Source organism: Caproicibacterium amylolyticum (assembly GCF_014467055.1).
Classification (GTDB): domain Bacteria; phylum Bacillota; class Clostridia; order Oscillospirales; family Acutalibacteraceae; genus Caproicibacterium; species Caproicibacterium amylolyticum.
In genome coordinates this window covers 2,371,429-2,397,670 of the sequence record NZ_CP060696.1, presented here as the reverse complement: position 1 = coordinate 2,397,670, position 26,242 = coordinate 2,371,429, and the positions used below count along the sequence as shown (strand labels likewise).

The window sequence follows — 26,242 nt, the reverse complement described above, 5'->3', positions numbered from 1 at the left end:
GGCAGGTATCCGTTTTAAGATACCTGCCAGTTTTGCGTTTTGTGGAAGGGTTACCATTTGCCTTTTTTTATTCTGCCGACAATCAGGATTATTGAAAATGCAGCGATTGCCAGTACTCCGGAAATCCAAACAGGGCTCAACACCCATATCCAGGGCCAGTGAACCAGTCCGGTTAATTTCAATACTATGAATAGAAGTGTTAAAGTGGAGATAAACCCCAATCCGGCTTTCTTCCGTTGTTTCTTCATACATTTCCCCCTGGAAAACTTCTACTTATATTTTAGTATATCCTTTTTTCTGAAATTTGGCAAATGAATATATTTGTTGAATAGATTTGCAGGATACAGTCCTTTTCGTGCGGGTAAAAATATGGTATGCTGAATGTACGAAAGCAGGTGGAAATTTGAAAGCTTATTGGCCTTATTCTTCTCCGGTGGGAATGTTGTGGATTGCGGAAAATGGAAGCGGTATAACAGATATTTTCGGCAGCAGTGACTTTGTTCCTCCGGCCAGTGCCAAACAGGAAACGCCGCTGCTGAAAGCGGCGGCAGAGCAGCTTGCGGAATACTTTGCGGGTACGCGCCGGCAGTTCTCTCTGCCGCTTTGTCCGCAGGGAACACCGTTTCAGCTGCGTGTTTGGCAGGCACTGCGGCAGATTCCTTACGGTGAAACCCGCAGCTATCAGCAGATAGCCGCGGTGGCGGGCAACCCTAAAGCCTGCCGTGCAGTCGGTATGGCAAATAACCGTAATCCAATTATGATTGTTGTGCCTTGCCACCGAGTGATTGGCAAGGATGGTTCCTTAACCGGTTTCGGCGGCGGGTTGGAAATGAAAGCATATTTGCTGGATTTAGAAAAACGTGTTTTGGCGGAAGGCAGGGAAAGATAATGCATGCAGTACAGTTGGAACAAAAACTGAAAGCGCTGGCAGAACCCGCGTATCAGGCTTTTTCAGCAAAACTGCTGCCACCCGCCGCTGCCGCAAAGCTGCTGGGTGTGCGCCTGCCCGTTTTGCGAAAAATCGCCCGGGAACTGGCCCGCTCAGAATGGAGGACATTTCTGCGGGAGTGCCCGGACGATTATATGGAAGAAACAATGCTGCAGGGGATGGTCATTGGCTGTGCACAGGCGCAGCCGGAAGAAATTCTTGTCTGGGTACAGCAGTTTGTACCGAAAATCGACAATTGGTCCGTCTGTGACAGCTTCTGTGCCGGACTGAAAATTGCCCGAAAAGCACCGGAAACTGTGTGGCAGTTTCTGCAGCCGTATTTAGCGGATGAACGGGAATATTATGCGCGGTTTGGACTGGTCATGCTGCTGGATTACTTTGCAGTGGAGGACTATTCCGCAAGCGCACTGCAGCAGATTGACCGGATGCCATGTACAGCATATTATGCCCAGATGGCGGCGGCGTGGGCGGTTTCGGTTTTTTATGTGCATTGTCCGCAGACGACCATGATGTATTTGCATCACAGCCGACTGGACAACTTTACTTACAACAAAGCATTACAAAAAATTACGGAGTCCTACTGTGTTTCTGCGGAGGAAAAACAGATCATTCGCAGCATGAAGCGCCGGTAATTACGGTTTCATCTGTGAGGCATCCATAATTAACTGAACAGCACTTTCGGCGCTGATGCTGCCGGTGTTCAGGCACAGGTCGTAGTTTACGGGATCGCCCCACTTCGTGCTAGTGTAAAAATTACAGTAGGCGGCGCGCTGTTTGTCAATCTTTGCGACAATATCAGCGGCTTTTTTTTCGTTAATGCCGTATTCGTCTATTGCGTGCCGAGTTCGGCAGTCTTTGTCCGCATACAGATAAACTCGAAAAATGTGGGGGAATTCACGCAGAATGTAGTCCGCACAGCGGCCGACGACAACGCAGGCACCCTTTTTTGCAGCTTCGCGGATAATCTGCGTCTGCAGCAAAAACAGCTGATCATTCAGCGGCAGATTGGCGGCAGTCCCCGGTACGCCGAAGGTGTAGTTACCCATTACCAACGAGTACAAAAGGCTGCTGGTGTGGCGTTCATCGGCTTTTTGGAAGAGTTCCTCACTCATTCCGCTTTTCTTTGCAGCGATTGCAACGAGCTGTTTGTCATAAAAAGGAACATTCAGCTTTTGGGCAAGATCCTGTCCAATTTGCCGTCCACCGCTGCCGTATTGACGTGCGATTGTTATGATACTCATAAATTATCACCTCTTGATTAGTGAAACTGTCCAAATTATTTATATATATTATAAGATGTTTGTTAAAAAATGTCAACATCTTGACACTGAAAAAGAATCGGTTTAAAATGAAATTTAACAATTAATGCTGCCAAGCAGTTCAGAGCGGGCAGAAGGAGCGTAAAATGGATTCAAGGTTTTGGAAAAATATAGTTGCCTTTGTACTTGTTATTTTAATAGTTGTAGTACTATGCAATTTACTTTCTTTTGTATTTAAAATTATCATGTGCGTGGTGGCAGTCTTGCTCGCGGCAGGAATGATTGCGTACATTATTGATTTCTTCAAAAAAAAGCGGAACGGCTGACAGGAGGCCGAAATGGCAGTTTATATTGTTCCTATAGCGGCAATGGCAACACTGCTTGTAACAGCGGTGCTATTGCTGTTTGGAAAGGCTGGGCGGATTGCGGCGGCATTTAACAGCATGCCAAAAGATAAAAAGAATATGGTGGACGAAAAAGCATTGGGCCGTTTTTTAGGGAAATGTATTTTGGCGCTGACTGGCTGCCTGCTGCTTTTATTTCTGGGCGCGTGGTTCGCACGGGTATGGATGATGATTGCAGGTATTCTGGCAATTGTTGCAGTTGTTGGTGCTGCATTATTGTACAGCAGTCCTGACGACCGCTTTCAGTGCAAGCTGCCGAAGAATGATTGATGCAGTATTTTATGATGACTTTTGTGTGGATATGTCAGTGCAATTTTTTTGAAAAAAAGCTTGCTTTTTCTGCACAGATGCGATATAATAATCAAGCACTGTTGAAAATAAGATGATTATGGACGTTTAGCTCAGCTGGCTAGAGCATCCGCTTGACGTGCGGAAGGTCATAGGTTCGAGTCCTATAACGTCCACCAAACCCAAAAGCCCCGTGAAGTTCATTCTTCACGGGGCTTTACTGTTTGTTCTTACCTGTGCTGCTGTAGTGAAGTGATGCAGCCTGAAAAATAGAATTAAAAAATGAAGCCACTTTACAGCAGTTCCACTGAAATTTATGTAGTTGTGAAACTAGTAGTAAGGGTTTCACCCCCGCCGGTAATGGTGATAAAGTGTGCACCGGGGGCAATATCCTTGCCGACCGTCCAAGCCCAGGAGGCACGTCCAAATGTATCGGACTGAACGCTCATTTCCGAACCTTTTCCGGTATTGCCGCTGTCATAAATCACTTTGATTTTATACTGGATGTTGCCTTTGCCTTGAATGGAAAGCTGGGCGACATTTCCACGCTGTACTGCACCCGGTGCACGCAGAACCCGAATGTTGGACGTGCTGGAGGAGGCAGAAGATGAAGCCTGCGAGGAAGTGGAAGAGGAAGCAGAGGAACTGACCGTGGTTTCTTTGGAAAAACGACTTTCGATACGTTTCATTTCCGCATTGGCGCTGGCAGTGCCTTCTTTAAACCGGGTTTCCGCGTATGCCATACGGGACATGGAAGAGGTACTGCTGGTTTTCTGTGCAGCTTTGGCAGGTACGGCTGCCGAAGCTGCAGAGGAGGTCTGTGCAGCAGGATCCGGTTTTATGCCGCCACCCATCAGGTTGGGCATCTGCGCGGTCAGCGTAACCCCGGCCATCAGCACCAGGCAGCAGATCAAACCAATAGTAGGTACCAGTTTCGATTTTTGCATCAGAGTACATGCCAGCAGACCGGCCGCAAAGGCCATTGCGCCAATCAGGCAAATGAGCGAAATGCGGGCATCCCACGACCAGTTTCCCATATTTTCAGACCTTTCCGTAAAACAGCATTGCAAAATAATATCTGCATGTATTATAACACAAATGGCCCGAAAAGCAAACTGCAGAAAAAAGGGTCTGCCGGCAAAAACTGCGGCAGACCCACTGGTTTTAATTATTTACCCTGCACAATATCTTCTAAACAGTGAATGAGATCATTAAGCGTGTAAAGCTTTACATTCCTGCGCAGAATCTCGTTTTTCAGTTCAATACTGAGTGATTCAAATTTATCTTGGATTGCGGGTGCTACGTAAGACATGGTGTTTTCCTCCTAATGCCCGTTGGGGTTCAGGGGCTTTGCGCGCTGCTTGGTCGTTTTTGCTTTTCCCTGAATTTCCGGAACGGGTGGTACTTCATTTTTGGGTACATGGATGCCAAACTCCTTTGGGTCAGGCCGTTTCATACCTTGTTTTGCCACGCGGATGCCCTCCTTTACATAACGTGTTCTTCCAGCCGGGAGGCGGTAACTTGGTACCCCAGCTTTTCCAGCCGACTGCACAGCTGTGTCTGTGAAACGCCAGAGCTGTCAAAATCCACAGCAACGCTGTGACGGGCAGGATTGACGCTGACCGAATTGACACCGGGGAAGGTGTCCAGTTCTTTTTTGATTTTTTTCAAGTCATGTTTGTCGGTAAGATTGCTGACATCAAAATATGCGCTTTCTTTTGGCATTGTATCACCTCGGGTTTATTCTGGGCAAAAGCGGAAAAAATATGCACAACTGCACAGAAAAATGCCCCCGACTGGCTGGGTCGGAGGCGGCTGCGCTGTTCGCGCAGCTGTAAGAAAAGAGAGGCTTGTATGTAAGTGACTTATAATCAAAAGGAAAACAAAAAGGCGCCGCACCCACAAGGAGTGCGACGCCATTGTCGTTATAACATTTACTGTTTCTCTCACAGCACTTTTAGAACACCTACAGTATAGCAAATCTGCACGGCGCTGTCAACTGAAAGATACAGCGGCAGCAGCAAAAAACGCTTCCACTGTACTCGGTGAATTTGTGGAAAAGTACAGCGGTTACAGCAGACTTTCATCGTAATGGGCACGTACGCCGCCAACAAATTTGGGGCGGGTGCGGGCGCAAAGCAGCAGCGCTTCCCCAATGTGGTCCATGGAAAGGCGCACAGGCACGGCAACTTCCTTTAAGTGCATGCCAATCAGTGTGCCGCCAATGTCCAGCCCGCAGTCTGCACGAACATGTTCCACAGCAACCGGGTCTTTAAAGCGTGCGTAGGCTGTTGTACCAAAGGAACCGCCGGCTTTTGGCTGCGGTACCACGTTCACCGGTTCGTAGCCGAATTTTTCGGCGGCTTCCCGCTCAATAATCAGGGCGCGGTTCAGGTGCTCGCAGCACTGTGCCGCAAGGAACAGACCGTTTTTCTGCACCTGCTCATAAATGCCGTCAAAAATGGCGGCAGCGGTCTCCACACTGCTGTCGGTGCCGATGCGGTGTCCACCAACTTCACTGGAGGAGCATCCAACGACCATCAGCCCGCCGGGGCGGACCTTTGCTGTTTCCAGCAGTTCTTTTGCGGCCTGACCCGCCAGCGTGCGCAGTTCATCCAGACTTTCTGCCATAATAATCGCTCCTTTGCTGAAGCCTGCCGCGGGGTTTTGCACCTGCGGCAGCGCTTTTCTCTGTAAAAAGGGATGCCTGATGAAAATAAACTTTATTCTTTAGTATAGCACAAAAAGAAAAACCGCGCACATTTTTTACATCTTCTTCAATTTGTACGGACAGCATTCTGTGTGCACAAAAAATTGACTTGACAACTTCGCGCATGAGAAGTATATTTATCATAAGAAAATGTTTTGTTTCTGTTGAAAAACAGTCGATTTGCTGTGCTGTCGTTTTGGGCAGTACATCTTTAGGGAAAGGTGGATATATGCTTCCGAAATATATGGTTCTGGTGAACTGGATTCGCGACCGTATCAAAAGTCAGGAGCTGAAGTACGGCGAAAAGCTCTCTTCCGAAAAAGAATTGGGGCAGATGTTCTCTGTCAGCCGCCAGACTGTGCGTCAGGCCATTAATGTGCTGGTGCAGGAGGGATTGCTGGAGAGCCGGCAGGGCAGCGGCACTTATGTCACCCGCAAAATCGCAACTGCCCACACCCCGCAGATGGTCATCGGGGTCATTTCCACTTATGTTAATGACTACATTTTTTCCGGAATTCTGCGTGGTGTGGAAAATGTTCTTACAGAAAACGGTTACTCCATGCAGCTTGCCTTTACGCACAATCACATTGAAAGTGAAAAAAAGGCACTGACCAATATGATGTCGCACGGTGTAGACGGGTTGATCGTAGAGCCTGCCAAAAGCGGTCTGCCAAGCCCGAATATGGACTTGTACAACGAAGCGCTGCATGAAGGACTGCCGCTTTTGTTTTTCAACACGTATTATCCGGCGCTGCCGCTGCCGCACGTTGCACTGGATGATATGGCGACCGGCCTTGCCGCAACGGAACATCTGATTCGCGCGGGACACCGCCGGGTTGCGGGTATCTTTAAGCTGGATGATTATCAGGGGCGCCTGCGCTATGCGGGATATATCCGTGCACTGATGAATGCCGGAATCGAACTGGACGACGATTTGGTCCTCTGGTACTCTACAGAGGATTTTTCGGACGGTTTCAGTGCAGAGAAATTTCAGGGCCGTTTGCAGGATGCCACCGCGATTTTTTGTTATAATGACCAGATTGCACTGCAGGCTGTTGCGGCGCTGCGGGAGCTTGGCAAGCAGGTTCCGCAGGATGTTTCCGTGGTCAGTGTGGACAACTCTGACCTTGCAAAGCTGTGCGAGGTGCCGCTGACCAGTGTGGCGCACCCCATGGAAGATTTGGGTATGACCGCAGCGCAGAACCTGCTGCGGCTGATACAGGACCCGACTTTTAACGCAACGGTGGATTTCCCGCCGCATCTGGTAGAACGCGGCAGCGTCTGCCCGCCGCGAAGCTTGTAAGGACATTTGAAATTAATAATTCGTTTCCAATATTATAAATATTATTTAGCTTTTAGGAGGAACTTAAGATGGCAAAGTATACGATCGGCGTGGATTACGGCTCCCTTTCCGGCCGCGCTGTACTGGTCAATGTACAGACCGGTGAGGAAGTGGCAAGCTCTGTATATGAGTATCCGCATGCAGTTATGGATGAGGAACTCTGGGACGGCACGAAGCTTGGCGCGGACTGGGCGCTGCAGCATCCGCAGGACTACCTCGATGTGCTGAAAAAGACGATTCCGGCTGTGCTGGCGGAAAGCAAAATTGACCCCGCTGACGTAATCGGCGTTGGCACGGATTTCACTGCCTGCACCATTCTGCCCGTAAAAGCGGATGGTACACCACTCTGCTTCCTGCCCGAATTTGAACACAATCCGCACGCTTATGTAAAGATGTGGAAGCACCATGCCGCCCAGGACAAGGCAAACCGCCTGAACGAAATTGCAGCACAGCGCAAAGAGCCGTGGCTGCAGAACTACGGCGGCAAGATTTCCAGCGAATGGGCAATCCCGAAACTGTGGCAGGTGCTGGACGAAGCTCCGGAAGTTTACAGTGCAATGGACCGCTGGATTGAAGCGGCTGACTGGATCATTTGGCAGTTGTGCGGCAAGGAAACCCGCAACTCCTGCACCGCCGGCTATAAGGCAATGTGGAATAAGCGCACCGGTTATCCGAACAAGGATTTCTTCAAGGCGCTTGACCCGCGTTTAGAAAACGTTGTAGAAGAAAAGCTGGGCAAAGTGATTACTCCGCTGGGTGAAACAGCAGGCGTTCTGACCGAAGAAGCCGCCGCTTTCACCGGCCTGCATGCAGGTACGGCTGTTGCAATCGGCAACGTGGACGCGCACGTTTGCGTGCCAGCAGTCGGCATTGACGGCCCGGCAAAAATGCTGGCAATCATGGGTACCAGCACCTGCCACATTATGATGGGCAAAGAGGAGAAGCAGGTTCCCGGTATGTGTGGTGTGGTAGCTGACGGCGTAATGCCCGGCTACTACGGCTATGAAGCCGGCCAGAGCTGCGTAGGTGACCACTTTGCATGGTTTGTGGAAAACTGCCTGCCCGCTTCCTATTATGAAGCGGCAAAAGCAGAGGACAAGAACATTCATAAGTTCCTGCGTGAGAAAGCAGAGAAGCAGAAGCCCGGCGAAAGCGGCTTGCTGGCGCTGGACTGGTGGAACGGCAACCGTTCCATCCTGGTTGACGTTGACCTGACCGGCATGATGCTGGGCATGACCCTGCAAACCAAGCCGGAGGAAATTTACCGTGCACTGATTGAAGCAACTGCATACGGCACCCGCGCCATTATTGAAAATTACCGGGAGCATGGTGTACCGGTGGAGGAATTCTTTGCTTCCGGCGGAATCAGCCAGAAAGACCCGATGACCATGCAGATTTATGCCGATGTTATCAATATGCCGATTAAGATTGCAGGCTCCCTGCAGGGGCCGGCTTTGGGCAGTGCTATTTTTGCCGCAAAGGCGGCAGGCAAGGCAGCCGGTGGTTATGACGACATCTTTGAAGCAGCACGTGCAATGGGCAAGGTCAAAGATACTGTGTATACACCGATTCCGGAGAATGCGGCAGTTTATGACAAGCTGTTTGCGGAATATAAGACTCTGCACGACTACTTCGGCCGCGGAGCAAATGACGTGATGAAGCGGCTGAAAACACTGAAAGCAGAACAGACACACTGAGGCTCTTTCAGTAAAAGTTTCGCCCGCCTTTTTAAAGGCGGTGGGTGTGGGCGAAGCCCACGGTCTTATCACTTGCCCGAAAAGCTCTTATTGTAAAAAAGGGATATACAGCAGCGTTCCCTGCGGCGGTGAAGCCACGCCGCAAGTGCAAGACCTTGGGAGCCTGACTTGCAGGGAACACCCTTTTGTCCGCTGCGCGGACATCTTCTCTTGAAAGGGGAGTAACAAACCCGCGAGCGCTTCTGATAAGGTCAAGGAATCAGACCGTGGCGCTGCGCGCGCCACACTGCGGTCGCTTTCTAAGAAAGTGACGGAAAGTAACTCTTTATCATTTTTTATGAATTGCTGCAGAAAGGAAAATTATCATGCTTGAAAAACTAAAAGAAGAAGTGTGCAAGGCAAATCTGGATTTGCCGAAGCACGGTCTTGTCGTTTTTACCTGGGGCAACGTTTCCGGCTATGACCCGGAAACCAAGCTGTTTGTTATTAAACCTTCCGGCGTTCCTTATGACCAGCTGACCCCGGCGGATATGGTCGTTTGTGATTTGGACGGCAACAAGGTGGAGGGCGAACTGAATCCGTCCTCCGATACGCCGACACACGCGGTGCTGTACCGCCAGTTCCCCGGTATTGGCGGCGTGGTGCACACCCATTCCCGCTGGGCGACAATCTGGTCGCAGGCGGGCCGCGGTATTCCGGCATACGGCACCACACACGGCGATTATTTTTACGGCGAGATTCCCTGCACTCGCAAAATGACACCGGCAGAAATCGGCACTGTCACCACCGGCGAATACGAAAAGGAAACCGGCAATGTGATTGTGGAAACTTTCAAAAACGGCAAAATCGACCCGATTCATGTGCCGGCAGTGCTGGTACATTCCCACGGGCCGTTCAGCTGGGGCAAAGACTGCAATGAAGCGGTTTACAACGCCGTTGTGCTGGAGGAAGTTGCCATGATGGCATGGCACACTGAAAATACCGAGGGCGTGCGGATGCAGCCGATGCAGCAGGAGTTACTGGACAAGCACTTCCTGCGCAAGCACGGCGAGCACGCTTACTACGGACAGGCAAAAAAACACTAACTGCACAAAAAACTAAGCCGCAGGTTCTGAAAAGAGCCTGCGGCTTTTGTGCTGAAAAACAGGTTATGAAAAAGCAGTCCGTTGTTTTTTGTGTCCATTGTAATTCTGCATTTGAGTATGCTATAATACAGATTGATTCTGTTCATTATATTGACGGGAGCGCTGCTTTTTGAATAAATATAAAACACTGCTGTCCAATACGCTGATTTTTGCAGTGGGTACTTTTAGCTCCAAGATTTTGACTATCCTGATGACGCGGTTCAACACACACGCGCTGGGAAGTGACTTCGGTACCGCCAGTGTGCTGCAGGATATGGGCAACGTGCTGATTCCGCTGTTTTCCCTGCAGATTGTGGATGGTATTACCCGGTTTGGGCTGGACCGCCGGTACAACAAAAAAGATGTTTTCACGGTCAGCCTGCTGGTCACCTGTTTAGGTTCACTGGGGCTGTTGCTGCTTTCTCCGCTGCTGGAAAATATTCCGGGGCTGGAATTTATGAAAGGGCGCAGTATGCTGGTGGCAGTCTTCGTGTTTACTTCCTCACTGCGTAATATGTGCAGTCAGTTTATTCGTGCGAGGAATATGGTCAAGCTGTACGCGGCAGAGGGCATTTTTACAACCTTTACTACGGTCATTTTCACACTTCTGTTCCTGTATCCGCTGAAAATGGGCGTTACCGGGTTTATGCTGGGCATTATTATTCCCGATTTGATTGGCGCGGCGGTTTTGTTTTGGATTGCAGGGCTGCACAAATTTATTCGTTTCCGCCATCTGAATAAGCTGACTACTGAACAGATGCTGAAATACTCGGCACCGCTGATTCCAAACAAAGTTGCCTTCTGGCTGACGAACAGTGCGGACCGGCTGATGGTGCAGAGCATGCTGGGAGATACGGTTTCCAGTGTTTTTGCCGGTGCGTACAAAATACCAAACTTGATTTCACTGGTAGTCAGCGTCTTTCTGGATGCGTGGCAAATGTCCTCCATCACTGAAGAAAAGGGGAGAGCACGGTTTTTCACGAAAGTATTCCATGCCATGACTGCCATCGTTTTTGTTGGCAGTGCGCTGGTCATTCTGCTGTGCCGTCCGCTCATTGATGTGCTGACCTCCGGCCCTTTGTTCCACAAAGGCTGGGTTTACATTCCTATGCTTGTGCTGGCAACGGCCTTTTCCTGCCTGGCGAGTTTCCTCGGCACGGTGTATATGGTAGAAAAGCGCAGCGTGAACAACATGGTAACAACGATTATCGCGGCGGTTGTCAATGTTGTGCTTAACGTGGTGCTGATTCCGCTTTGGGGGCCGCATGGTGCGGCGTTTGCTACCTTTATGGCATATTTTATTATGTTTATTACCCGTGTGTTTGACACGCGTCGGTTTATTCATGTGCGGTTCAGCCCGCTGCGCCTGACTGCGGATACAGTCGTTCTGGGCTTGGAAGCATTTTTGATGGTGCAGAATGTCAAGTGGTGCTATCTGTGGTGTTCCCTGTTGACGGTATTGATGATTGCAATTAACTTTGTACCGCTGATGCAGTCTGTACGCAAGGTGCTGCCGACGCGTATCCTTGCAAAGCTGCCGGCATGGCTGACCGGTGAACCAAAGGCCGCACCCGTGATGCATCGGGAGCCAGAACTGACACATGAGCAGCTATCACAGGATGAAGAATACGCGCGGGAAGAATATGTGCAGCCAAAAGAAGCACCGCATCGCTCGCGCTACAAGTCCACGGTGGACGAAGAAGATGGGTTCGACTACGAGGCGTATTTGCGTGCTAAGGAAGAAGAGGACGAAGACTTTTCCCATGACCGCTACCGGCATTAGAAAATAAAAATCCCCGGCTGCACGCAAAGTAAATTTGCGGCAGTCGGGGATTCGTTTGTTTAGTTTCCATCCTCCAGACCAATTTCGGCGAATTTTTCCGTCAGGTCATGCGTGCCGAGTTTTGCCTTTTCATCGTCAGCGGCATCCAAAACGATTTTTCCGCGGTGCATCATAATCAGCCGGTCGCCGTAATTGATGGCGAATTTCAGGTTGTGCGTTACCATCAGTGTGGTAACGTGTTTTTCTTCCACAACCCGGCGGGTCAGTTCCATGACGGTTTCGCTGGAACGCGGGTCCAGTGCCGCCGTGTGTTCGTCCAGAATCAGCAGATCAAGCGGCGTCATGGCTGCAATCAGCAGCGCAAGTGCCTGCCGCTGCCCGCCGGAAAGGCTGCCCACCTGTATGCCGAGTTTATCTTCCAGCCCCATGTGCAGCAGCGAAAGCTGCTCTTTGTAGGAATCGGCGCGTTTGCGGTTTACGCCGCGCTGCAGCAGAAAACTGCCGCCTTTGTTGTCTGCCAGCGCCATGTTTTCCAGAATCGTCAGACTGGGGCAGGTGCCTGCTGCTGGATTCTGAAACACGCGCCCAATGAAGCGGCTGCGTTCATGTTCCTTTAATTTGGTGATTTCTTTTCCCTTTACAAAAATATGGCCGGAATCAACGGGAAGGCTGCCGCACAGAAGGTTGAGAATCGTTGTTTTGCCGGAACCGTTGCTGCCGACGACCGCAGTGAAGCTGCCTTCGCGGATTTGCAGATTGTAATCCTGAAACAGCACCACTTCGTTAACAGAACCGGCGTTGAATGTTTTGTAAATATGCTCAATACGAACTAACGCGTCAGATGCGGGTGCGGTCAACTGCGGCATTGTGCTTCCTCCTTCCCGTTGCAAAGCGGCTTGCAACCAAAGCAATGACAAAGATGATGGACATAAGCATCTTTAAGAAATTGGTGTCCATGCCCAGCTGCATGGCAATGGTGAGGCAGGCACGGTACAAAATCATGCCGATGATTGCGGTGAGGGTGGGTTTCATCCACTTTACACGCCCCAGCAGCGCCGCGCCGATAATGACGGCGGCGAGCGACATTACCACCATGCCGGTGCCGGAGGTGACGTCTGCGCTTTCTTTCTGCTGGGTCAGCACACAGCCGGAAAGTGCAGTCAGGCCGTTGCCGAGAATCAGACCGAGAATTTTCATGTTGCCGGGATTTTTGCCCTGTGAAATCACAAATTGCGGATTACTGCCGGAAGCACGCAGCAGCAGACCGGAGCGTGTTTTCAGGTAGGCGTCGATCAGCAGTTTTACAACAATGCAGACAATGAACGCCATGAGCACCCAGCCCCACTGGTCGAGTGCAGTGTGCAGCGTACCGCCAAGGCCGCTGTTAAAAATTGTAGGCATATCGTAAATTGCCATAACTGCTTTTTTGCCGGTAATGACCATGTTGACGCTGAACAGGGCGGTCATGACCAGAATACCGGAAAGCAGGTCGGTGATGTGTAGTTTGACATGCAGCAGGCCGGTAACGGCACCCGCGCCCGCGCCTGCCGCAAAGCTGATTAAGCACGCGAGCCACGGGTTGACGCCCGCTGTAATCAGTGCCGCCGCCGTACACATCCCAAGCGGGAACGAACCGTCTACAGTTAAATCCGGAAAATCCAGAACCTTATAGGTGATGTAGACGCCGACCGCCATGATGCCGTAGATGAATCCCTCGCGCAGGATGACCTGTACAAGTCCAATAAAAATATCCAATCCGTATCCCTGCTTTCCTGTAGGTCATTTTATAGCGATGTGAAGTTACTTTCTGTCGCTTTCTTAGAAAGCGACCGCAGTGTGGCGCGCGCAGCGCCACGGTCTTACTCTTAGCAGCATAAGAAGCAAGCCCAGAGTCTTGTCTTTGTGCCAATAATTTTTAGAATTGCTATAGTAAGCGGCGGAAAGTAATTTCGTAATGAATAATCAAACAAGCTGTATTTGCGGCTTTTCCAAGTGAAAAGCATATTACTTTGTAGCAGTTTTTGTAGCGCTCTTGTAGTCATCCGGCAGGGTCAGCTTCAGCTTGGAGAGAACGTCGGTGTTGTAAATTGGCTTGCCTTCCTGTACAACATAGACCTTTGTATCCTCTGCTTTGGCTTCACCTTTCAGAATTTTGCCTGCCATTTTACCGGTTTCCTCGCCCAGTGCGACAAAGTCAATGCTGACGGAGGCAAGGCAGCCATTTTTAACCTGTTCTTCTTCCGAGCCGAACACCGGAATACCTGCTTTGTTGGCAACTTGCAGAACGCTTGGCAGATTGTTGACAACGTTGTTGTCGGTAAAGTTGTTAAAGCAGTCAACGCCTTTGGCAATGAGTGCTTCCGCGCCGGAAGCAACCTCGCTTGCATTGGTGACACCTTGTTTCACAACTTCAAAATTGTATTTCGGCGCGATCTTTTTTAAGCGTGCCAGTGTTGAAACGGAGTTTGGCTCACTGGTGGTGTAAAGAATCCCGATTTTGGTTGCTTTGGGCAGGAATGCGCGAATCATCTTGACTTGTGCTTCCAGCGGAAGCTGATCACTGCTGCCGGTGCAGCTGGTGCCGGGTTTGTCAAGGCTCTGCACCAGTTTCGCAGCGACCGGATCGCTGACCGCGGTAAATACCACTGGAATGTTGTTTGCCTTGGCCGCAGCGTACGCACTCATTGCGGCGGGGGTGGCGATTGCGCTGATCAGGTCGTACTTTTTCGCGGCCATGGTCTGTGCCTGTGTGTCTGCTGTGGCGGTTTCCGCCTGTGCATTTTGAAAGTCAATCGTCAGGTTCTTGCCCTCGGTAAAGCCTTCATCCGCAAGACCCTTGATGAAGCCCTTGTAGCAGTTGTCCAGTGAAGGAACGGTGGTGTACTGAATTACGCCGATTTTTTTCCCGCCCGTTGCTGTATTGCCGCTGCCGGAAGTTCCTGCGCCACCGCAGGCTGTGCAGGAAACTGCCAAAATTCCTGCTAAAACTGCTGCCGTAAAACGTGCTTCTGCCTTTTTCATAAGATTGTTCCTCCTCAAAATGATTATAAAAAAGCTCTTGCCCCTGCTGAAAACAACAGGGACAAGAGCTTTGAATACACTCCTGCGGTACCACCCAGATTGACGCAAATGCGTCCGCTTTGCCGCGCACAAAGCCATGCGCGCTTTCCTTGTAACGGGGAAAGACTCCGTCGCCCCTACTTGGCAAGATGCACCGTTGGGTTTGCCCTCGAAAGTCCATTCTGCCAGCCGTGTTCGTACTGTGCTTTCACCAATGCACAGCTCTCTGAAACGGCATCTGCCGGCGTACTTCTCTTTCTCACAGGTTTTCGCGATTTACTTTGTTGATATTATAGGGCCAGACTTTTTGTTTGTCAAGTAAAATAATTTGGTGACTCAGGATAATTATTGAAATACAGTTGTAAACAAAAGGTGACAATTATTTTATTTTGGTAAACAATGAAGAAACGTGCGCCCTTGTTTTTTGCCGCCTGTTCTTTTATAATGAAGGAAAAAGAAAAGATGGAGGGATAAGCCGTGGCAGTTGGATTGGTGCTGGAAGGCGGCGGAATGCGCGGTGTTTATACCGCGGGTGTGCTGGACGAGTTAATGATGAACAAAGTCAGCTTTCCGTCAGTATATGCAGTTTCTGCGGGCGCGTGCTGTGCGCTTAGCTACGTTTCCGGTCAGTACGAGAGGAACAAGGAAATATTTTATAAATACGTGACGGATGACCGGTATGTCAGTGTTAGAAATCTACGGCAGACAGGCTCTCTTTTTGGTTTTGACTTTATTTTTGGCGAACTTTTTCATGAACTGAATCCATTTGATGAAGAAGCGTTCCGCAGTTCAAATGTGCGGCTGATGGTGGGTGCAACTGATTTGCTGACCGGTGGAGCGGCTTTCTTTGGCAGGGAGGATATGGACGAACATTTCCTGCCGGTGCAGGCTTCCAGCTCGCTTCCGTTTTTGTCCAATATTATCACGATTGACGGACGGCCGTATTTGGACGGCGGCATTGCGGCTCCGGTGCCGTATGAACGTTCTATTTGTGACGGCAATCTCAAAAATGTAGTGGTTTTAACACGGGACTATTCTTTCCGCAAACGTCCGGGGCTGGATTATCCGCGTGCATTTATTAAGACGCTGTACAGAGATTACCCGGCATTTATCGATACCCTGCAGGCACGCACGGATGTGTACAATCACGAATTGGTGTTTATTCGTCGGCAGGAAGCAATGGGGAATATGGTCGTTATCCGGCCGAGCAGCCCCATCAATATCAGCCGCTACGAAAAAAATTCGAAAACGCTGATGGAAATTTACCGCATGGGCAGACGTGACACACGGGCAAAACTTGCGGCTGTGCAGAATATGCTGGAGCAGGACAAATAATCGGGATTAACAAAAAGCACTTTGTCACCTTTTGCGGCGGCAAAGTGCTTTTTAAAATTTAATTGAGATAAGTGAGAGAGCAGCATTTCAATTTAGTTGATGGTTTTTAAAGCAACTTTATTATTCACCCGATAAAGCAGAATGGTGAGCGCTGCAAGCACAACGGCAGTGGTCGCCATGATAAGCCCCCATGTTCCGACTGGCAGAAGGAACAGAAGTCCGGCGGGCACACCGGCGGCAACGAAGCCGAGCAGCATTGTCACCAGCACAGCACCGCTTTGCTTGACAGCGGTTGCTTCCGAATCCCAGCTGAAGTTTGGCATTTTGATGTTGATGGTAAGCCCCATCACAGCAGAAAACAGGATATACAGAAGTGGAATCACCAGCATCCACAGGCGGTTTTCGGCGCTGAGGTGCAGCGGGAAGCAAAGCAAAATTTCGGTAATGACATAGCAGGGCAGCGCAATCGTCATATTCACCAGCAGCTTGCTGTCATAAACTGTTTTGGCGGTAAGCGGCAGGCTTTTGACAATCCACCACTGCTTTCCCTCTATTGAAATGGAAGAGGTAGTTGTTGGGGAAATGGAAGCGACCAGTCCCAGAAGTACAGCGAGTGCCAGCTGTATCTGAACAGATGCGTTGACCATTTTTCCGGCAGCCGCAAACACCGCAACCGCGCCGATGACCATCATGATGTAGCCGATGCTGCTGTTAAGTACATAGATACTGGAGGAAAAGTAGCGCTTGAGTTCTTTTTGGTAAAGTGCTTTCAGCGGCGAGCTCTGCATTTGCTCTTTCATTACGTAGTTCCGTTTGGCAATATGTGCATTGAGCGCCGTGCAGATGGAAACGAATGTGCGCTGTACCAGCAATACAAACAGAGCAAAAACCAAAATTGAGATGCCGGCGAAAAGCAGATAGTCGCCAATATTGCCGTTTACAGCACCATTGGAGAACAGAATAGCAGGCGGGTAAATTTTACCGATCTGCTCAAATACAGTGGTGGAAAAAGCAGCAACCTGGCTGTCCGTAATGTTTTTACTTTGTGCGGAAAGCAGCGAAGAACCAAGGATGATGCCGATTACAACGACGAAGGAAAGCACAATGGAAAAAAAGTTTTTGTGCTTCATTCTGGAGGAAACAGCCGAAACCAGTGCACCCAGTGCAGTTGCAATTGTAATGGGCAGCAACGGAATCAGGAAAGTACCCGCACACATCGCAAGGTAGAAGCCAAACGACGGTTTTACAAAAATACCGTACACAATCGTGCCAGGCAGCAGCACCAGCAGGCTCATCAGGACATTGAAAATGTACACCGTTAAGAATCGGCTGATCACAATAACGGCCGGTTTGACCGGCAGCACGATTACCTTTTCGTAAGTCTGCATATTAAAAATAATTCCGCTGGCTTTAAAAATGGTAAAGAACAAAATAATTACACTGATGATCATGCACAAAAAGGCGGGAACAGCCTTTGCCATACCGATGGCGGCAAGTCCGGCGGTCATAACAGCGATGTAAAACAGAATCGCCAGTGCAATGATTACAAAGGAAATGCTGAGAAGAATGGCCCGGCGCTTCTTTTTTGGGTCCTTGCCGTAGCGTGCCTCATTGAAACCAAAAGCACCGCGCAGCTCCACGCCGGTCAGCAGCTTAATCTGTTTCCACATGACCGACCACCTCCATAAATACGGATTCCAGTGACTGACCGTGTGTCAGTTCTTCTGTTTTGCCTGCCGTGACCAAACACCCATTCTTTATAATAGCAATTTTGTTGCACAGCTTTTCTGCGACATCCAGTACATGTGTGGAAAAGAAAATAGCGCTGCCTTCCTGGCAGAGTTCCCGCATAATTTCTTTCAGTTTAAAGGAAGCCTCCGGGTCCAAGCCCACAAATGGCTCATCCAGAATGAGCAGCTTCGGGTGGTGGGTCAGTGCGGAAATGACCGCCAGCTTCTGTTTCATACCGTGGGAGTAAGAGGAAATCAGATCACCAAGAGCACTGGTAAGTTCAAATATATCCGCATATTTTTGAATCCGTTTGGTGCGTTCCTCCTGCGAAACGGCGAAAACATCCGCAATAAAATTCAGGTATTGGATACCTGTAAGGTGTTCGTACAAATCCGGGTTATCCGGAATATAGGCAGTCAGGGACTTGCACTTGACGGGCTCATCTTTTATGGAGTGGCCGTCAATAAAAATTTCACCCTCCTCAAAGTCGATAATGCCGACCGCGCACTTAATCGTGGTGGTTTTGCCGGCACCATTGTGCCCGATAAAGCCGTAAATATCGCCGGCTTCAATGTTTAGGCTGAGGTCGGAAACGGCTTTTTTGCCGCCCTTGTAGGTCTTTGAAAGATGTTTGATTTCAAGCATGGTTTTCTCCTTTGCCGTCTTTTTGCGGCGGAGCAGAAATGAATGTGAGGCATCGCTCTTTCCTTTCTGCAGTTGGTTTGTTGTTCAGGTATTCGTTGTACACCTGACCGATTTTTCCGAGCATATCCGTAAATTCTTTGTCTGAAAGGAGCAGGGTGCAGGAAGAAACACTGATCATGTCTTTCTGGGCATCCTCTGTGCTGCTGTTTTGAAAGTACTGCGCAAAAGAAGCCATGATAGCGAACAGTGAATTCTGAATCAGCATGGAAACATCCTGCTTGGAAACGTCGCTTCCCATGGGCTGAGCAACCAGCCCATAGGTTCTTTCCACAGTACCGCGCACAGGTTTTTCCTCCAGTACTTCCAGGCAGCCCGCTTCAAACAAAATTTTGATGTGGCGGTACAGGCTTGCGCGCGAAACGTCGGAGAGCTCGGCGGCAATTTCGCTGACAGTGGCTTTTTGGTGCAGAATAAAGTACTGCACAATGCGCTGCCGTACCGGGTTCATAATAATGTCTGCAAAATTTTTTTTCATGCGTGCTCCTTCTGCCGAGATTTATTAATCTCAAATGTGATAATAATATTATTTTTGATAAAAGTCAATATCCTGTAAAAATATTTTACAGCAAAAAGCAGCACCAATACAGTGAAACCGTACCGATGCTGCAGAAAAGTATATTTAAGGTCAAAAGCAGTTAAAAACGCCCTTGTGTCAGTGTCAAGCGTGCTCCGCACGTTTGCCAATAAAGAACGAGATGAAGAAAATGACTGCGGCCACAAGCACAATCGTGCCGCCTGCCGCTGTGCCTGCGTAGTAGCTGAAAATCAGACCCGAAATGCCGGAGAATAGGCTGATGCCGACTGCCCAGAAGTGGTAGCTGCGCATAGAGCGCGCCAAGTTGCGTGCTGCTGCCGCGGGCAGAACCAGCAGAGAGTTGATAATCAGAATGCCGACCCACTTGATTGTGGCGGTTACCAGTACGGCAATGATGATGACGAACATGTTTTGCAGCAGACTGACGTGAATGTTCTTGCTGGCGGCAAGGTCCGCATTGACACTGGAAAGCATGAATTTGTTGAAGAAAAATATCCACATCAAAATGACCGCAAGCAGCAAGACCGCCAGCAGGGTGATTTCCTCCGGCTGCACGGTCAAAATATCGCCAATCAGGTAAGCCGAATATTTCGCGAAGCCGCCGGTTGCGGAGAGAATCACCACGCCGAGCGCAAGACCAACCGAGGAGAACACGCTGATAATGGTATCGGAACTGGAAACACCGCTGCCCATGACTGCGGAAATGCACAGCGCAAAAACAAGCGCAAATCCCATCATGGAAAGCAGGTAGTTGTCTGTACCGAGCAGTACGCCGATGGCGATGCCGGTCAGCGCGGAGTGGCCGAGTGCGTCGCTGAAAAAGGACATTTTGTTGTTGACAATCATGGTGCCGACAAGCCCAAACAATGGCGTAATAATCAGAATGGCAATCAATGCATTCTTCATATAGGTGAATTCTGTCCAGTCAAAAGGCAGAATCGTGTCAATCAAAGTGTAAAGCGCATTCACAGGGTCTCACCTCCCGCCAATTTCAGCCCGAAGGCCTCCTGCACTGCGTCTGTATGCATCACTTCTTCGACAGGGCCGCTGACTACAATCGTTCCGTCCAGCAGTGCTGCGCGGTTTGCATACTTCATAACGTGCGAAAGGTCGTGCGAAACCAGAATAATCGGCATTTCGTGCTGCTTGCGCATATGGGTCACCAGGTCATAAAACAGTTCAATACCACGGCGGTCCACAGCGGAAACCGGTTCATCCAGCAGCAGCAAGTCCGGCATTGGTTCCAGCGCGAAAGCAAGCAGTACCAGCTGCAATTCGCCGCCGGAAAGCGCACCGAGGCGCTTTGGCAGCAAATCCGGAGAACCGCCTACACGCTGCAGCATTTGGGCGGCACACTCCTTCTGCTCTTTGTGGTGTCCAAGCCAGACCGGGAAGCGGGTCAGATTGGCGCTCAGCATATCCTGCACGGTGACCGGTGTGGCGCGGTCAAAAACAAGATTCTGCGGCACATAGCCTATGTGCGGTTCCTTCAGCACCGTTCCCTGTGGATTGCGGAAGGTAACCGTGCCGGTGTGCGGCAAACGACCCAGCAGCGCTTTGAGCAGGGTGCTTTTGCCGGCGCCATTTTGCCCAATCAGCGCCAAAATTTCACCGTGGTGGATGTCCAGATTCACGTCATGCAGAATCTGGGCACCGTGCCTTCTGACCCCCAGGCTGCGGATTTCGGTGCTGCATTTACATTCTGCCATCTCAAAATCTCCTTATCACCGCAGTGCTCTCTGCAGTGTCTGCATATTCTTTTCCATCGCATCCAGATAAGCGTTTACATCGTTGCTGCCGGTTGCAGCGGGGTCCAGTGAATACATGGAAGCGCCGCTTTCCTGTGCAATGATTTTGGCGGCGGACTGCTCATATTGCGGTTCTGCGAACACAGCCTTGACACCGCTTGAGCGAATCAGCCGGATGGATTCGGCCAGTTCTTTAGCGCTGGGCTGGCTGTCCGGTTCCCGCTGAACGGTTTGTACGATATTTAAGTCAAATTCTTTTGCAAAATAGGGAAATGCTTCGTGAAAGGTGATAATGTTCCGGTTGGGCAGCGGGTCAAGCGCAGTGTGCATCCGTGTGCGCAGATTTTCAAGCTTTTTTAGGTAAACATCGGAATTTTTTTGGTACTGTACCGCGTGTGTGTGGTCAGCTTTTGCCAGCCCGGCGGCGATGTTCTGCACCTGAATGATGTAGCTGCTGATGCTTACCCACATGTGCGGGTTAACTTCGCCGGTTTCGTCTGTAATGCGCGGCACGTTTGTGCTGCTGTCCAGTACGGTTAGTTTTGGCAGCTGGTCTGTTACCTTGGTCATGAAGCTTTCCATGCCCGCGCCGTTAATAATGAAAAGGTCAGCGCTGGAAAGCGCCTGCATATCCGAACTTTGCAGCTGGTAATCGTGCAGGCAGCCGGTTTGCTGCCCCGCCATGTCGCTGACCTGCACACCGTCTATACCGTTTGTAATATTAACGGCCATAATATACACAGGGTAAAAAGAAGTCATAACACGGAAGCTTGGTTTCTCCGCGGTGCGGCGTACACAGCCGGAAAGTGTGCACAGAAGCAGGACTGCTGCCAAAAGTCCGGCGGTTATTTTTGAAAATATTTGTTTCATAAATCCCTCCGGGAAATGGTCATAAATGCGAATCGTTAGCATTATCAATCATAACATTCCAACTTGATGATGTCAAGAGCAGTGTGCGAAAATTCTTTTGTTGACAAGCTTTGTTCGGACAGGTACCATATACTTTGTAAACAGCGAAGGGAGCGGCAGGTTATGCGGTATGATTTTTCCTCTAAGGTGGAGCGAAAAGGGACAGGGTCCTTTAAATGGAATGAAATGTATGTAAAGAAACCGGATGTTTCGCCGGAAACTGTGCCGCTTTCTGTGGCGGATATGGAACTGATGAATCCGCCGGAAATTATTATGGGCTTGCAGAGCTTTTTAGATTCCGCAGTGCTGGGCTATACTGGTATGACACCGGCATACAAAAAAGCGGTGTTCGGTTGGATGAAGCGCTGGCACAACTGGGAACCTGATGAAAGCTGGATTGTCACTTCACCGGGGGTTGTGCCTGCCTTTTTCAATGCGGTGCGTGCTTTTACCGAGCCGGGGGACGGCGCCATTCTGATGCCGCCGGTCTATTATCCTTTTTTGGGCGCGATTGAAAAGAATGGACGCCTGGCTGTGGAAAATCCGCTGCGCCTGGAGGACGGCACCTACACCATTGATTTTGAGGACTTAGAGGAAAAAGCGCGTGACCCCAAAAACAAGCTGCTGCTTTTCTGCAGCCCGCACAATCCGGTGGGTCGTGTTTGGAACCGAGAGGAACTGCGGCGTGTTTCGGAAATCTGCCTTGCAAATCATGTGTTTGTTGTGTCGGATGAAATCCACTCGGATTTGCTGCTGCCGGGGGTACACCATACGGTGTTTGCTTCGCTTTCCAAAGAAGCTGCGCAGAACTGCATTGTTTGTACGGCACCCAGCAAAACCTTTAACCTGGCGGGGCTGCAAACTTCCAATATTTTCATTCCAAATGAGGAACGCCGAAGAGAGTTCTGCGGGGAATTTGCAAAGACCGCAGTCGGCGGCGTGGGCATTTTGGGGCTGAAAGCCTGTGAAATCGCTTATACTGAATGTGATGATTGGCTGCGCCAGCTGCGCAAACTGCTTTTGGAAAACCACGAGCTGGTAAAATCGTTTATGGCGGAGAACCTGCCGCAGATTCACGTTTTTCCGCTGGAGGGAACGTATTTGCAGTGGATGGATTTTCGCGGACTGGGCATGGATTACCGTCATTTGGAATCTTTCATGCAGCAGAAAGCGGAATGGTTCCTGGATGAAGGGTATGTGTTCGGCAAAGAGGGGCGTGGCTTTGAGCGACTGAACCTTGCCTGCCCGACATCTGTTCTGCAGGATGCACTGGAGCGTTTGAAACGCGCTTTAAAACCTTGATGGAATAAGGAGTTGCATAGTGAAAGAATTATCTGAAATGACATTGGAAGAGTTGTGGCAGTTGTTTCCCATCATTTTAAAAGAACACAATCCAGAATATAAACAATGGTATCATGCTGAAAAAGTAAATTTGATAGAAAAATTCGGCAAGCAAATTATCAGGATAAATCACATTGGAAGTACCGCTGTAGAAGGTTTAATTGCAAAGCCAACGGTTGATATACTGATGGAAACTTCAGCAGACAGTGATTTGCAGGAAATAAAAGAAAAATTACTGTCTATGGGCTGGCTGCTGATGAATTCAACAGACAGTCCCAAATTTAAGCAAACCTATAATAAAGGGTATACCAAAATGGGCTTTGCTGATAAAGTGTATCATTTGCACGTAAGATATCGAGATGATTGGAACGAACTGTATTTTAGAGATTACCTCATGGAAAACCCCGAAACAGCAAGAGCGTATGAAAAATTAAAATTAAGTTTAATGGCAAAATACAAACATAATAGAGATGCATATACAGAGGCAAAAGGTGAATTCATCTTAGCTGTTACTGAAAAAGCAAGGAAAAAATACGGCAATATATATGCTTAAAAGCTCTGATTTGTGAAACCGTTTAATAGAATAAAGCTTGAAAACTTTAATCATGAAACAAAAAAAGCTGCCGCAGGGAAATCCCATGCGGCAGCTTTTTTATTGTGACCAAACCTATAAGCCGGGTTCTGTTTAGACGACCATCTATCTTGGCCGGGCGTTGCCGCCGCGGCTCAGTGCCACCTCCCCGGGACGCGCCGGGCCGGCGCATAATGTCCCTCTGCGGTGTTGCTCCGGATAGGGTTTGCATAGCCGTCAAGTCTCCATGACGCTGGTGAGCTCTTACCTCGCCGTTCCATCCTTACCGCGGTATTGCTGCCGCGGCGGTAATTTTCTGTTGCACTTTCCCTGGGGTCACCCCCGGCGGCCGTTAGCCGTTATCCTGCCCTTCGGAGCCCGGACTTTCCTCGGAAGTTTGCTTTCGCGCATCTCCCGCGGCCGTCCAGCTTGCTCACAATTCTTCTATTATAGTGGAATCTGTCGATTCCGTCAAGTAATGATTAACCTCAAATTCGTTCTCCGTGAATGACAACACGGCTGCCGTCTGGGCACGCAAGGTCAAACATCGGCGCTTTTCCGGCGCCGTAGTCCAGCATACCGCCGTTCAGCAGCGTGTAAACCATTGGATACGCACAATTCCACAATTCATGGCAGATTGGTGGGCAGACATCACCGATTAGAAAGCAGTCCCCTTGTTTCATACAGCTGGCGCGGCAGTGGCTTTGCACGACAGTAATTTTTACCTGCGGCATAAAAGCAGCTCCTTTTGGCTTAGTGCAGCATTGCGTACTGACCGAGTTCTTCAAAGCCAATGCGGCGGTAAATGCGCCCCGCAGCGGGATTGTCGTAAAACAGGCAGAGGAAATGCATTCCGGACGCAAAGCAGTTTGCGCAGAGCTTTGCTACTGCTGCAGTTGCAAAGCCGTGACCGCGCTCACCGGGAAGGGTCGCTACGGAGACGATCATCGCGCTTTGGCTGTTGTCAGCGGTAGTGGCGGCAGTGGCAAGAAGTTTACCGTTACGGTAAACGCCGTACGTGTGGCTTCCGTGTTCATAGTTGATAAGCTTTTCTTTTTTGGATTTTTCAGGGTTCGTGTAGGTCTTTGCAAATTCTTCGATTTTACACAGAAGTTCAGAGAGTTCTTTAAAGTCAGGCGGTGTCATTTCACGAACCGTAACATCCGCAGGCAGCGGGTGCACCGCATCCGGATTCACTTTGTTGCAGCGGCTCATGTAGGTCGGCTCTAAGTCTTTATCCGGAAAATATCGAGCAAGCGGTTTGAGCAGTTCCAGCTTGCCGCTGATGCAGGATGGCTTCTGCTGCTTTAAAAATTTCGCAGCGGCGGCAGCGTCATAATCTGCATTTTGGCTGTACAGCACAAAGTTATCAAAAAACTGCAAAAGCAATGCATTCCAACTGCCATCGGGGTTGGTGAGGATACGGATCCAGACCGGGTCTTTTGCTACGCCGAAATTTTCAATATCACCGAAGATGAACAAGTTCATTTCCGGTTCTTTTGCTATGTAGTCTAAAATACGGCTGCGGTCTTTTTCTGTACATTGGTAAATCATGATTGTTCCATCTCCTCAAGTGTGTGTAAAGCTTTTTATCCGCGCAGTCCTTTTGCCTGCCGCTCCATATCCTCAATCACAATATCGTAGATTTCACCCAGTCCGGCGCAGTATTCCAGTACTTCCCACGGGGCGTTGGTGTGGTAGTGGATTTTCAGTACATCATCGCCGCCGACTGCCAGCAGACAGTCACCTTTGATGTTTGTGCGAATGTATTCATTGACAGCGTCTTCTGATATATTCTTGCCGTCAATCAGCAGCTGCGTATCGTATCGAAATTCCAGCATTATTTTAATTCCTTTCCTAATTCACCTGCACAGGGTGCAGAATTGGTAGTCTTATGCAGGCGGTTGTGCAGTAGAAAAACAACGGAAGCCGCTGCAAGCGGTGCATATGTAAAAACATCCCAAACATCCAGCAGCGGCTCTCCGGTAAAGCGGGAAACAATCCAGTTAATGCAGAATGCAGTGGGAATGCCTACAGCAAAGAAGATAGCAAAAGCAAGTGATTTAGTGAAATGTGCCTTGTGAAACAGCAGATAGCCTACCCACAGGTAAGCCAGCGCAACAGCTGTTACCGGTCCGGCAAGGGGGAGAAGTAAGCCATCAATGCCGATCAACTTCTCAAGTGCAAACAAATAGGGGAAGATGCTGATGCTTAACAGGAGCAGGGATGTGAATGGCCCATGCTTCTTCCAAAGAATCACAGGGAGTGCAATGAGCAAAAAAAAGACAAGGGAACTGATTACATACCAGTCCCACGTGAGCCTGCCATTAATAGCATAGTCACAGATGGAGCAGACAATCATGGCGGAGGCTGAGAGAAACGTCAAAATTTCCGCCAAAAGTGTGCGGCTTCTGCGCGCATGGTTTTTGGCAACGGTGTCCGCATAGTGCAGAGCGGTATCTGCGATAGCATTAGCCTCCGGTGAAGGAGCCGCTGCCGTTTTTTCACCGCTGAGCAGTTCACCGGTGGTAACATCCAGAATTTCGGCCAGTGGTGCAAGCAATGCAATATCTGGGCAGCTTAATCCGCGTTCCCATTTGGAAACAGCTTTATCCGTTACGCTGAGTTTTGCAGCCAGTTCTTTCTGTGTCATCTTTTTCGATTTGCGCAGTTGTGCAATAAAATGCGCCATTTTTTCGTTGTCCATTTGGTGTGCACCTTTCTTTTCGGTTTTAAAATTTCTGCTTCTAT

The 26,242-nt window shown here is 49.6% G+C and carries 30 protein-coding genes, 1 tRNA gene, 1 other RNA gene and 1 other annotated feature; of the genes, 11 read left to right on the top strand and 21 right to left on the bottom strand.

The features are described 5' to 3' along the window. Positions 1–50: 50 nt before the first annotated feature. Positions 51–248 carry a hypothetical protein gene (locus H6X83_RS11420; RefSeq protein ID WP_212506603.1) on the bottom strand — a complete coding sequence of 66 codons (198 nt, stop codon included), beginning with the start codon at positions 246–248 and terminating at the stop codon, positions 51–53. Positions 249–403: 155 nt separating this feature from the next. On the opposite strand from H6X83_RS11420, the gene H6X83_RS11415 reads away from it, so the two are divergent. Together H6X83_RS11415 and H6X83_RS11410 are read left to right on the top strand one after the other, a co-directional pair. Then, positions 404–889 carry a methylated-DNA--[protein]-cysteine S-methyltransferase gene (locus H6X83_RS11415; protein WP_212506602.1) on the top strand — a complete coding sequence of 162 codons (486 nt, stop codon included), beginning with the start codon at positions 404–406 and terminating at the stop codon, positions 887–889. Beyond that, positions 889–1,581 (top strand): DNA alkylation repair protein, encoded by a 693-nt coding sequence (locus tag H6X83_RS11410; RefSeq protein WP_212506601.1) that lies wholly within the window; start codon positions 889–891, stop codon positions 1,579–1,581. The genes H6X83_RS11415 and H6X83_RS11410 overlap by 1 nt, the downstream gene beginning before the upstream one ends. Here H6X83_RS11410 and H6X83_RS11405 read toward each other — a convergent pair whose 3' ends face one another. Next, positions 1,582–2,190, bottom strand: coding sequence for a cytidylate kinase-like family protein (locus H6X83_RS11405; protein WP_212506600.1), 609 nt, complete (start codon positions 2,188–2,190; stop codon positions 1,582–1,584). It lies immediately after the preceding gene. 356 nt (positions 2,191–2,546) lie between these two features. Here H6X83_RS11405 and H6X83_RS11400 point away from each other — a divergent pair, with 356 nt between their 5' ends. Together H6X83_RS11400 and H6X83_RS11395 are read left to right on the top strand one after the other, a co-directional pair. Next, positions 2,547–2,882, top strand: coding sequence for a DUF3784 domain-containing protein (locus H6X83_RS11400; RefSeq protein ID WP_212506599.1), 336 nt, complete (start codon positions 2,547–2,549; stop codon positions 2,880–2,882). Positions 2,883–3,002: 120 nt separating this feature from the next. Further along, positions 3,003–3,079 (top strand) — tRNA-Val (locus H6X83_RS11395). 135 nt (positions 3,080–3,214) lie between these two features. Here the strand turns inward: H6X83_RS11395 and H6X83_RS11390 are convergent. The 5 genes from H6X83_RS11390 to H6X83_RS11370 form a co-directional block, all read right to left on the bottom strand. Continuing rightward, positions 3,215–3,937, bottom strand: a complete 723-nt coding sequence (locus H6X83_RS11390) for a hypothetical protein (protein ID WP_212506598.1) — start codon at positions 3,935–3,937, stop codon at positions 3,215–3,217. Between the two features lie 131 nt (positions 3,938–4,068). Further along, positions 4,069–4,212 (bottom strand): hypothetical protein, encoded by a 144-nt coding sequence (locus H6X83_RS11385; RefSeq protein WP_212506597.1) that lies wholly within the window; start codon positions 4,210–4,212, stop codon positions 4,069–4,071. A gap of 12 nt (positions 4,213–4,224) precedes the next feature. Beyond that, on the bottom strand, positions 4,225–4,371 hold the full coding sequence (locus tag H6X83_RS11380) for a hypothetical protein (RefSeq protein WP_212506596.1): 147 nt from the start codon (positions 4,369–4,371) through the stop codon (positions 4,225–4,227). 14 nt (positions 4,372–4,385) lie between these two features. Then, positions 4,386–4,625, bottom strand: coding sequence for a heavy-metal-associated domain-containing protein (locus tag H6X83_RS11375; protein ID WP_212506595.1), 240 nt, complete (start codon positions 4,623–4,625; stop codon positions 4,386–4,388). A gap of 345 nt (positions 4,626–4,970) precedes the next feature. Continuing rightward, entirely contained in the window at positions 4,971–5,531 is a 561-nt protein-coding gene (locus H6X83_RS11370) for a TIGR01440 family protein (protein WP_212506594.1), read from the bottom strand. Positions 5,532–5,839: 308 nt separating this feature from the next. Here H6X83_RS11370 and H6X83_RS11365 point away from each other — a divergent pair, with 308 nt between their 5' ends. The 4 genes from H6X83_RS11365 to H6X83_RS11350 all read left to right on the top strand — a co-directional run bounded on the left by H6X83_RS11365 (position 5,840) and on the right by H6X83_RS11350 (position 11,556). Beyond that, the gene (locus H6X83_RS11365) at positions 5,840–6,913 is read left to right on the top strand and encodes a GntR family transcriptional regulator (RefSeq protein WP_212506593.1); all 1,074 of its coding nucleotides are present in this window, start codon (positions 5,840–5,842) and stop codon (positions 6,911–6,913) included. 68 nt (positions 6,914–6,981) lie between these two features. Continuing rightward, on the top strand, positions 6,982–8,649 hold the full coding sequence (gene araB / locus H6X83_RS11360; RefSeq protein WP_212506592.1) for a ribulokinase: 1,668 nt from the start codon (positions 6,982–6,984) through the stop codon (positions 8,647–8,649). 365 nt (positions 8,650–9,014) lie between these two features. Then, positions 9,015–9,734 (top strand): L-ribulose-5-phosphate 4-epimerase, encoded by a 720-nt coding sequence (locus tag H6X83_RS11355; protein ID WP_212506591.1) that lies wholly within the window; start codon positions 9,015–9,017, stop codon positions 9,732–9,734. Between the two features lie 169 nt (positions 9,735–9,903). Continuing rightward, a complete protein-coding gene (locus H6X83_RS11350; protein WP_212506590.1) occupies positions 9,904–11,556 on the top strand; it encodes a lipopolysaccharide biosynthesis protein in 1,653 nt (550 codons plus the stop codon). Between the two features lie 59 nt (positions 11,557–11,615). Here H6X83_RS11350 and H6X83_RS11345 read toward each other — a convergent pair whose 3' ends face one another. The 3 genes from H6X83_RS11345 to H6X83_RS11335 form a co-directional block, all read right to left on the bottom strand. Then, positions 11,616–12,422 carry an ABC transporter ATP-binding protein gene (locus tag H6X83_RS11345; protein ID WP_212506589.1) on the bottom strand — a complete coding sequence of 269 codons (807 nt, stop codon included), beginning with the start codon at positions 12,420–12,422 and terminating at the stop codon, positions 11,616–11,618. Next, positions 12,394–13,311, bottom strand: coding sequence for an ABC transporter permease (locus tag H6X83_RS11340; protein WP_212506588.1), 918 nt, complete (start codon positions 13,309–13,311; stop codon positions 12,394–12,396). The genes H6X83_RS11345 and H6X83_RS11340 overlap by 29 nt, the downstream gene beginning before the upstream one ends. Before the next feature lie 249 nt (positions 13,312–13,560). Next, positions 13,561–14,577, bottom strand: a complete 1,017-nt coding sequence (locus H6X83_RS11335; RefSeq protein WP_212506587.1) for an ABC transporter substrate-binding protein — start codon at positions 14,575–14,577, stop codon at positions 13,561–13,563. Between the two features lie 54 nt (positions 14,578–14,631). Next, positions 14,632–14,888 (bottom strand) — a binding site (T-box leader). A 205-nt stretch (positions 14,889–15,093) separates the two neighbouring features. Here H6X83_RS11335 and H6X83_RS11330 point away from each other — a divergent pair. Beyond that, entirely contained in the window at positions 15,094–15,951 is an 858-nt protein-coding gene (locus H6X83_RS11330; protein ID WP_212506586.1) for a patatin-like phospholipase family protein, read from the top strand. A 92-nt stretch (positions 15,952–16,043) separates the two neighbouring features. On the opposite strand, the gene H6X83_RS11325 is transcribed toward H6X83_RS11330, so the two are convergent. From H6X83_RS11325 to H6X83_RS11300, 6 genes are all read right to left on the bottom strand, one after another. Then, positions 16,044–17,621: a hypothetical protein gene (locus H6X83_RS11325; RefSeq protein WP_212506585.1), complete on the bottom strand. Its 1,578-nt coding sequence runs from the start codon at positions 17,619–17,621 to the stop codon at positions 16,044–16,046. Beyond that, on the bottom strand, positions 17,605–18,327 hold the full coding sequence (locus tag H6X83_RS11320; RefSeq protein WP_212506584.1) for an ABC transporter ATP-binding protein: 723 nt from the start codon (positions 18,325–18,327) through the stop codon (positions 17,605–17,607). The genes H6X83_RS11325 and H6X83_RS11320 overlap by 17 nt, the downstream gene beginning before the upstream one ends. Next, positions 18,320–18,862 carry a helix-turn-helix domain-containing protein gene (locus H6X83_RS11315; protein WP_212506583.1) on the bottom strand — a complete coding sequence of 181 codons (543 nt, stop codon included), beginning with the start codon at positions 18,860–18,862 and terminating at the stop codon, positions 18,320–18,322. Before H6X83_RS11315 ends, H6X83_RS11320 begins: the two co-directional genes overlap by 8 nt. 183 nt (positions 18,863–19,045) lie before the next feature. Then, positions 19,046–19,891: a metal ABC transporter permease gene (locus H6X83_RS11310; RefSeq protein ID WP_246419210.1), complete on the bottom strand. Its 846-nt coding sequence runs from the start codon at positions 19,889–19,891 to the stop codon at positions 19,046–19,048. Beyond that, positions 19,888–20,631, bottom strand: a complete 744-nt coding sequence (locus H6X83_RS11305) for a metal ABC transporter ATP-binding protein (RefSeq protein ID WP_212506582.1) — start codon at positions 20,629–20,631, stop codon at positions 19,888–19,890. Before H6X83_RS11305 ends, H6X83_RS11310 begins: the two co-directional genes overlap by 4 nt. A 15-nt stretch (positions 20,632–20,646) precedes the next feature. Further along, a complete protein-coding gene (locus tag H6X83_RS11300; protein WP_212506581.1) occupies positions 20,647–21,540 on the bottom strand; it encodes a metal ABC transporter substrate-binding protein in 894 nt (297 codons plus the stop codon). Positions 21,541–21,702: 162 nt separating this feature from the next. On the opposite strand from H6X83_RS11300, the gene H6X83_RS11295 reads away from it, so the two are divergent. Beyond that, positions 21,703–22,881, top strand: coding sequence for a MalY/PatB family protein (locus H6X83_RS11295; RefSeq protein WP_212506580.1), 1,179 nt, complete (start codon positions 21,703–21,705; stop codon positions 22,879–22,881). Positions 22,882–22,897: 16 nt separating this feature from the next. Beyond that, positions 22,898–23,473, top strand: a complete 576-nt coding sequence (locus tag H6X83_RS11290) for a GrpB family protein (protein WP_212508572.1) — start codon at positions 22,898–22,900, stop codon at positions 23,471–23,473. 101 nt (positions 23,474–23,574) lie between these two features. Here the strand turns inward: H6X83_RS11290 and rnpB are convergent. The 5 genes from rnpB to H6X83_RS11265 all read right to left on the bottom strand — a co-directional run bounded on the left by rnpB (position 23,575) and on the right by H6X83_RS11265 (position 26,198). Further along, positions 23,575–23,927, bottom strand: an RNA gene (gene rnpB, locus H6X83_RS11285) — RNase P RNA component class A. A 52-nt stretch (positions 23,928–23,979) separates the two neighbouring features. After that, a complete protein-coding gene (locus H6X83_RS11280; RefSeq protein WP_212506579.1) occupies positions 23,980–24,225 on the bottom strand; it encodes a TIGR04076 family protein in 246 nt (81 codons plus the stop codon). Positions 24,226–24,244: 19 nt separating this feature from the next. Continuing rightward, a complete protein-coding gene (locus H6X83_RS11275) occupies positions 24,245–25,045 on the bottom strand; it encodes a GNAT family N-acetyltransferase (RefSeq protein WP_212506578.1) in 801 nt (266 codons plus the stop codon). A 35-nt stretch (positions 25,046–25,080) separates the two neighbouring features. Continuing rightward, positions 25,081–25,332 (bottom strand): kinase to dihydroxyacetone kinase, encoded by a 252-nt coding sequence (locus H6X83_RS11270; RefSeq protein WP_212506577.1) that lies wholly within the window; start codon positions 25,330–25,332, stop codon positions 25,081–25,083. Beyond that, positions 25,332–26,198 (bottom strand): helix-turn-helix domain-containing protein, encoded by an 867-nt coding sequence (locus H6X83_RS11265; RefSeq protein WP_212506576.1) that lies wholly within the window; start codon positions 26,196–26,198, stop codon positions 25,332–25,334. Before H6X83_RS11265 ends, H6X83_RS11270 begins: the two co-directional genes overlap by 1 nt. Between the last annotated feature and the right edge of the window lie 44 nt (positions 26,199–26,242).

Excerpts from the sequence above, each read along its gene's own strand:
- H6X83_RS11420 (WP_212506603.1), bottom strand. The coding sequence starts at position 248 with ATGAAGAAACAACGGAAGAAAGCCGGATTGGGGTTTATCTCCACTTTA.
- H6X83_RS11410 (WP_212506601.1), top strand. The coding sequence starts at position 889 with ATGCATGCAGTACAGTTGGAACAAAAACTGAAAGCGCTGGCAGAACCC.
- H6X83_RS11405 (WP_212506600.1), bottom strand. The coding sequence starts at position 2,190 with ATGAGTATCATAACAATCGCACGTCAATACGGCAGCGGTGGACGGCAA.
- H6X83_RS11400 (WP_212506599.1), top strand. The coding sequence starts at position 2,547 with ATGGCAGTTTATATTGTTCCTATAGCGGCAATGGCAACACTGCTTGTA.
- H6X83_RS11390 (WP_212506598.1), bottom strand. The coding sequence starts at position 3,937 with ATGGGAAACTGGTCGTGGGATGCCCGCATTTCGCTCATTTGCCTGATT.
- H6X83_RS11385 (WP_212506597.1), bottom strand. The coding sequence starts at position 4,212 with ATGTCTTACGTAGCACCCGCAATCCAAGATAAATTTGAATCACTCAGT.
- H6X83_RS11375 (WP_212506595.1), bottom strand. The coding sequence starts at position 4,625 with ATGCCAAAAGAAAGCGCATATTTTGATGTCAGCAATCTTACCGACAAA.
- H6X83_RS11370 (WP_212506594.1), bottom strand. The coding sequence starts at position 5,531 with ATGGCAGAAAGTCTGGATGAACTGCGCACGCTGGCGGGTCAGGCCGCA.
- H6X83_RS11365 (WP_212506593.1), top strand. The coding sequence starts at position 5,840 with ATGCTTCCGAAATATATGGTTCTGGTGAACTGGATTCGCGACCGTATC.
- araB (WP_212506592.1), top strand. The coding sequence starts at position 6,982 with ATGGCAAAGTATACGATCGGCGTGGATTACGGCTCCCTTTCCGGCCGC.
- H6X83_RS11355 (WP_212506591.1), top strand. The coding sequence starts at position 9,015 with ATGCTTGAAAAACTAAAAGAAGAAGTGTGCAAGGCAAATCTGGATTTG.
- H6X83_RS11345 (WP_212506589.1), bottom strand. The coding sequence starts at position 12,422 with ATGCCGCAGTTGACCGCACCCGCATCTGACGCGTTAGTTCGTATTGAG.
- H6X83_RS11335 (WP_212506587.1), bottom strand. The coding sequence starts at position 14,577 with ATGAAAAAGGCAGAAGCACGTTTTACGGCAGCAGTTTTAGCAGGAATT.
- H6X83_RS11325 (WP_212506585.1), bottom strand. The coding sequence starts at position 17,621 with ATGTGGAAACAGATTAAGCTGCTGACCGGCGTGGAGCTGCGCGGTGCT.
- H6X83_RS11320 (WP_212506584.1), bottom strand. The coding sequence starts at position 18,327 with ATGCTTGAAATCAAACATCTTTCAAAGACCTACAAGGGCGGCAAAAAA.
- H6X83_RS11315 (WP_212506583.1), bottom strand. The coding sequence starts at position 18,862 with ATGAAAAAAAATTTTGCAGACATTATTATGAACCCGGTACGGCAGCGC.
- H6X83_RS11305 (WP_212506582.1), bottom strand. The coding sequence starts at position 20,631 with ATGGCAGAATGTAAATGCAGCACCGAAATCCGCAGCCTGGGGGTCAGA.
- H6X83_RS11300 (WP_212506581.1), bottom strand. The coding sequence starts at position 21,540 with ATGAAACAAATATTTTCAAAAATAACCGCCGGACTTTTGGCAGCAGTC.
- H6X83_RS11295 (WP_212506580.1), top strand. The coding sequence starts at position 21,703 with ATGCGGTATGATTTTTCCTCTAAGGTGGAGCGAAAAGGGACAGGGTCC.
- H6X83_RS11280 (WP_212506579.1), bottom strand. The coding sequence starts at position 24,225 with ATGCCGCAGGTAAAAATTACTGTCGTGCAAAGCCACTGCCGCGCCAGC.
- H6X83_RS11275 (WP_212506578.1), bottom strand. The coding sequence starts at position 25,045 with ATGATTTACCAATGTACAGAAAAAGACCGCAGCCGTATTTTAGACTAC.
- H6X83_RS11270 (WP_212506577.1), bottom strand. The coding sequence starts at position 25,332 with ATGCTGGAATTTCGATACGATACGCAGCTGCTGATTGACGGCAAGAAT.
- H6X83_RS11265 (WP_212506576.1), bottom strand. The coding sequence starts at position 26,198 with ATGGACAACGAAAAAATGGCGCATTTTATTGCACAACTGCGCAAATCG.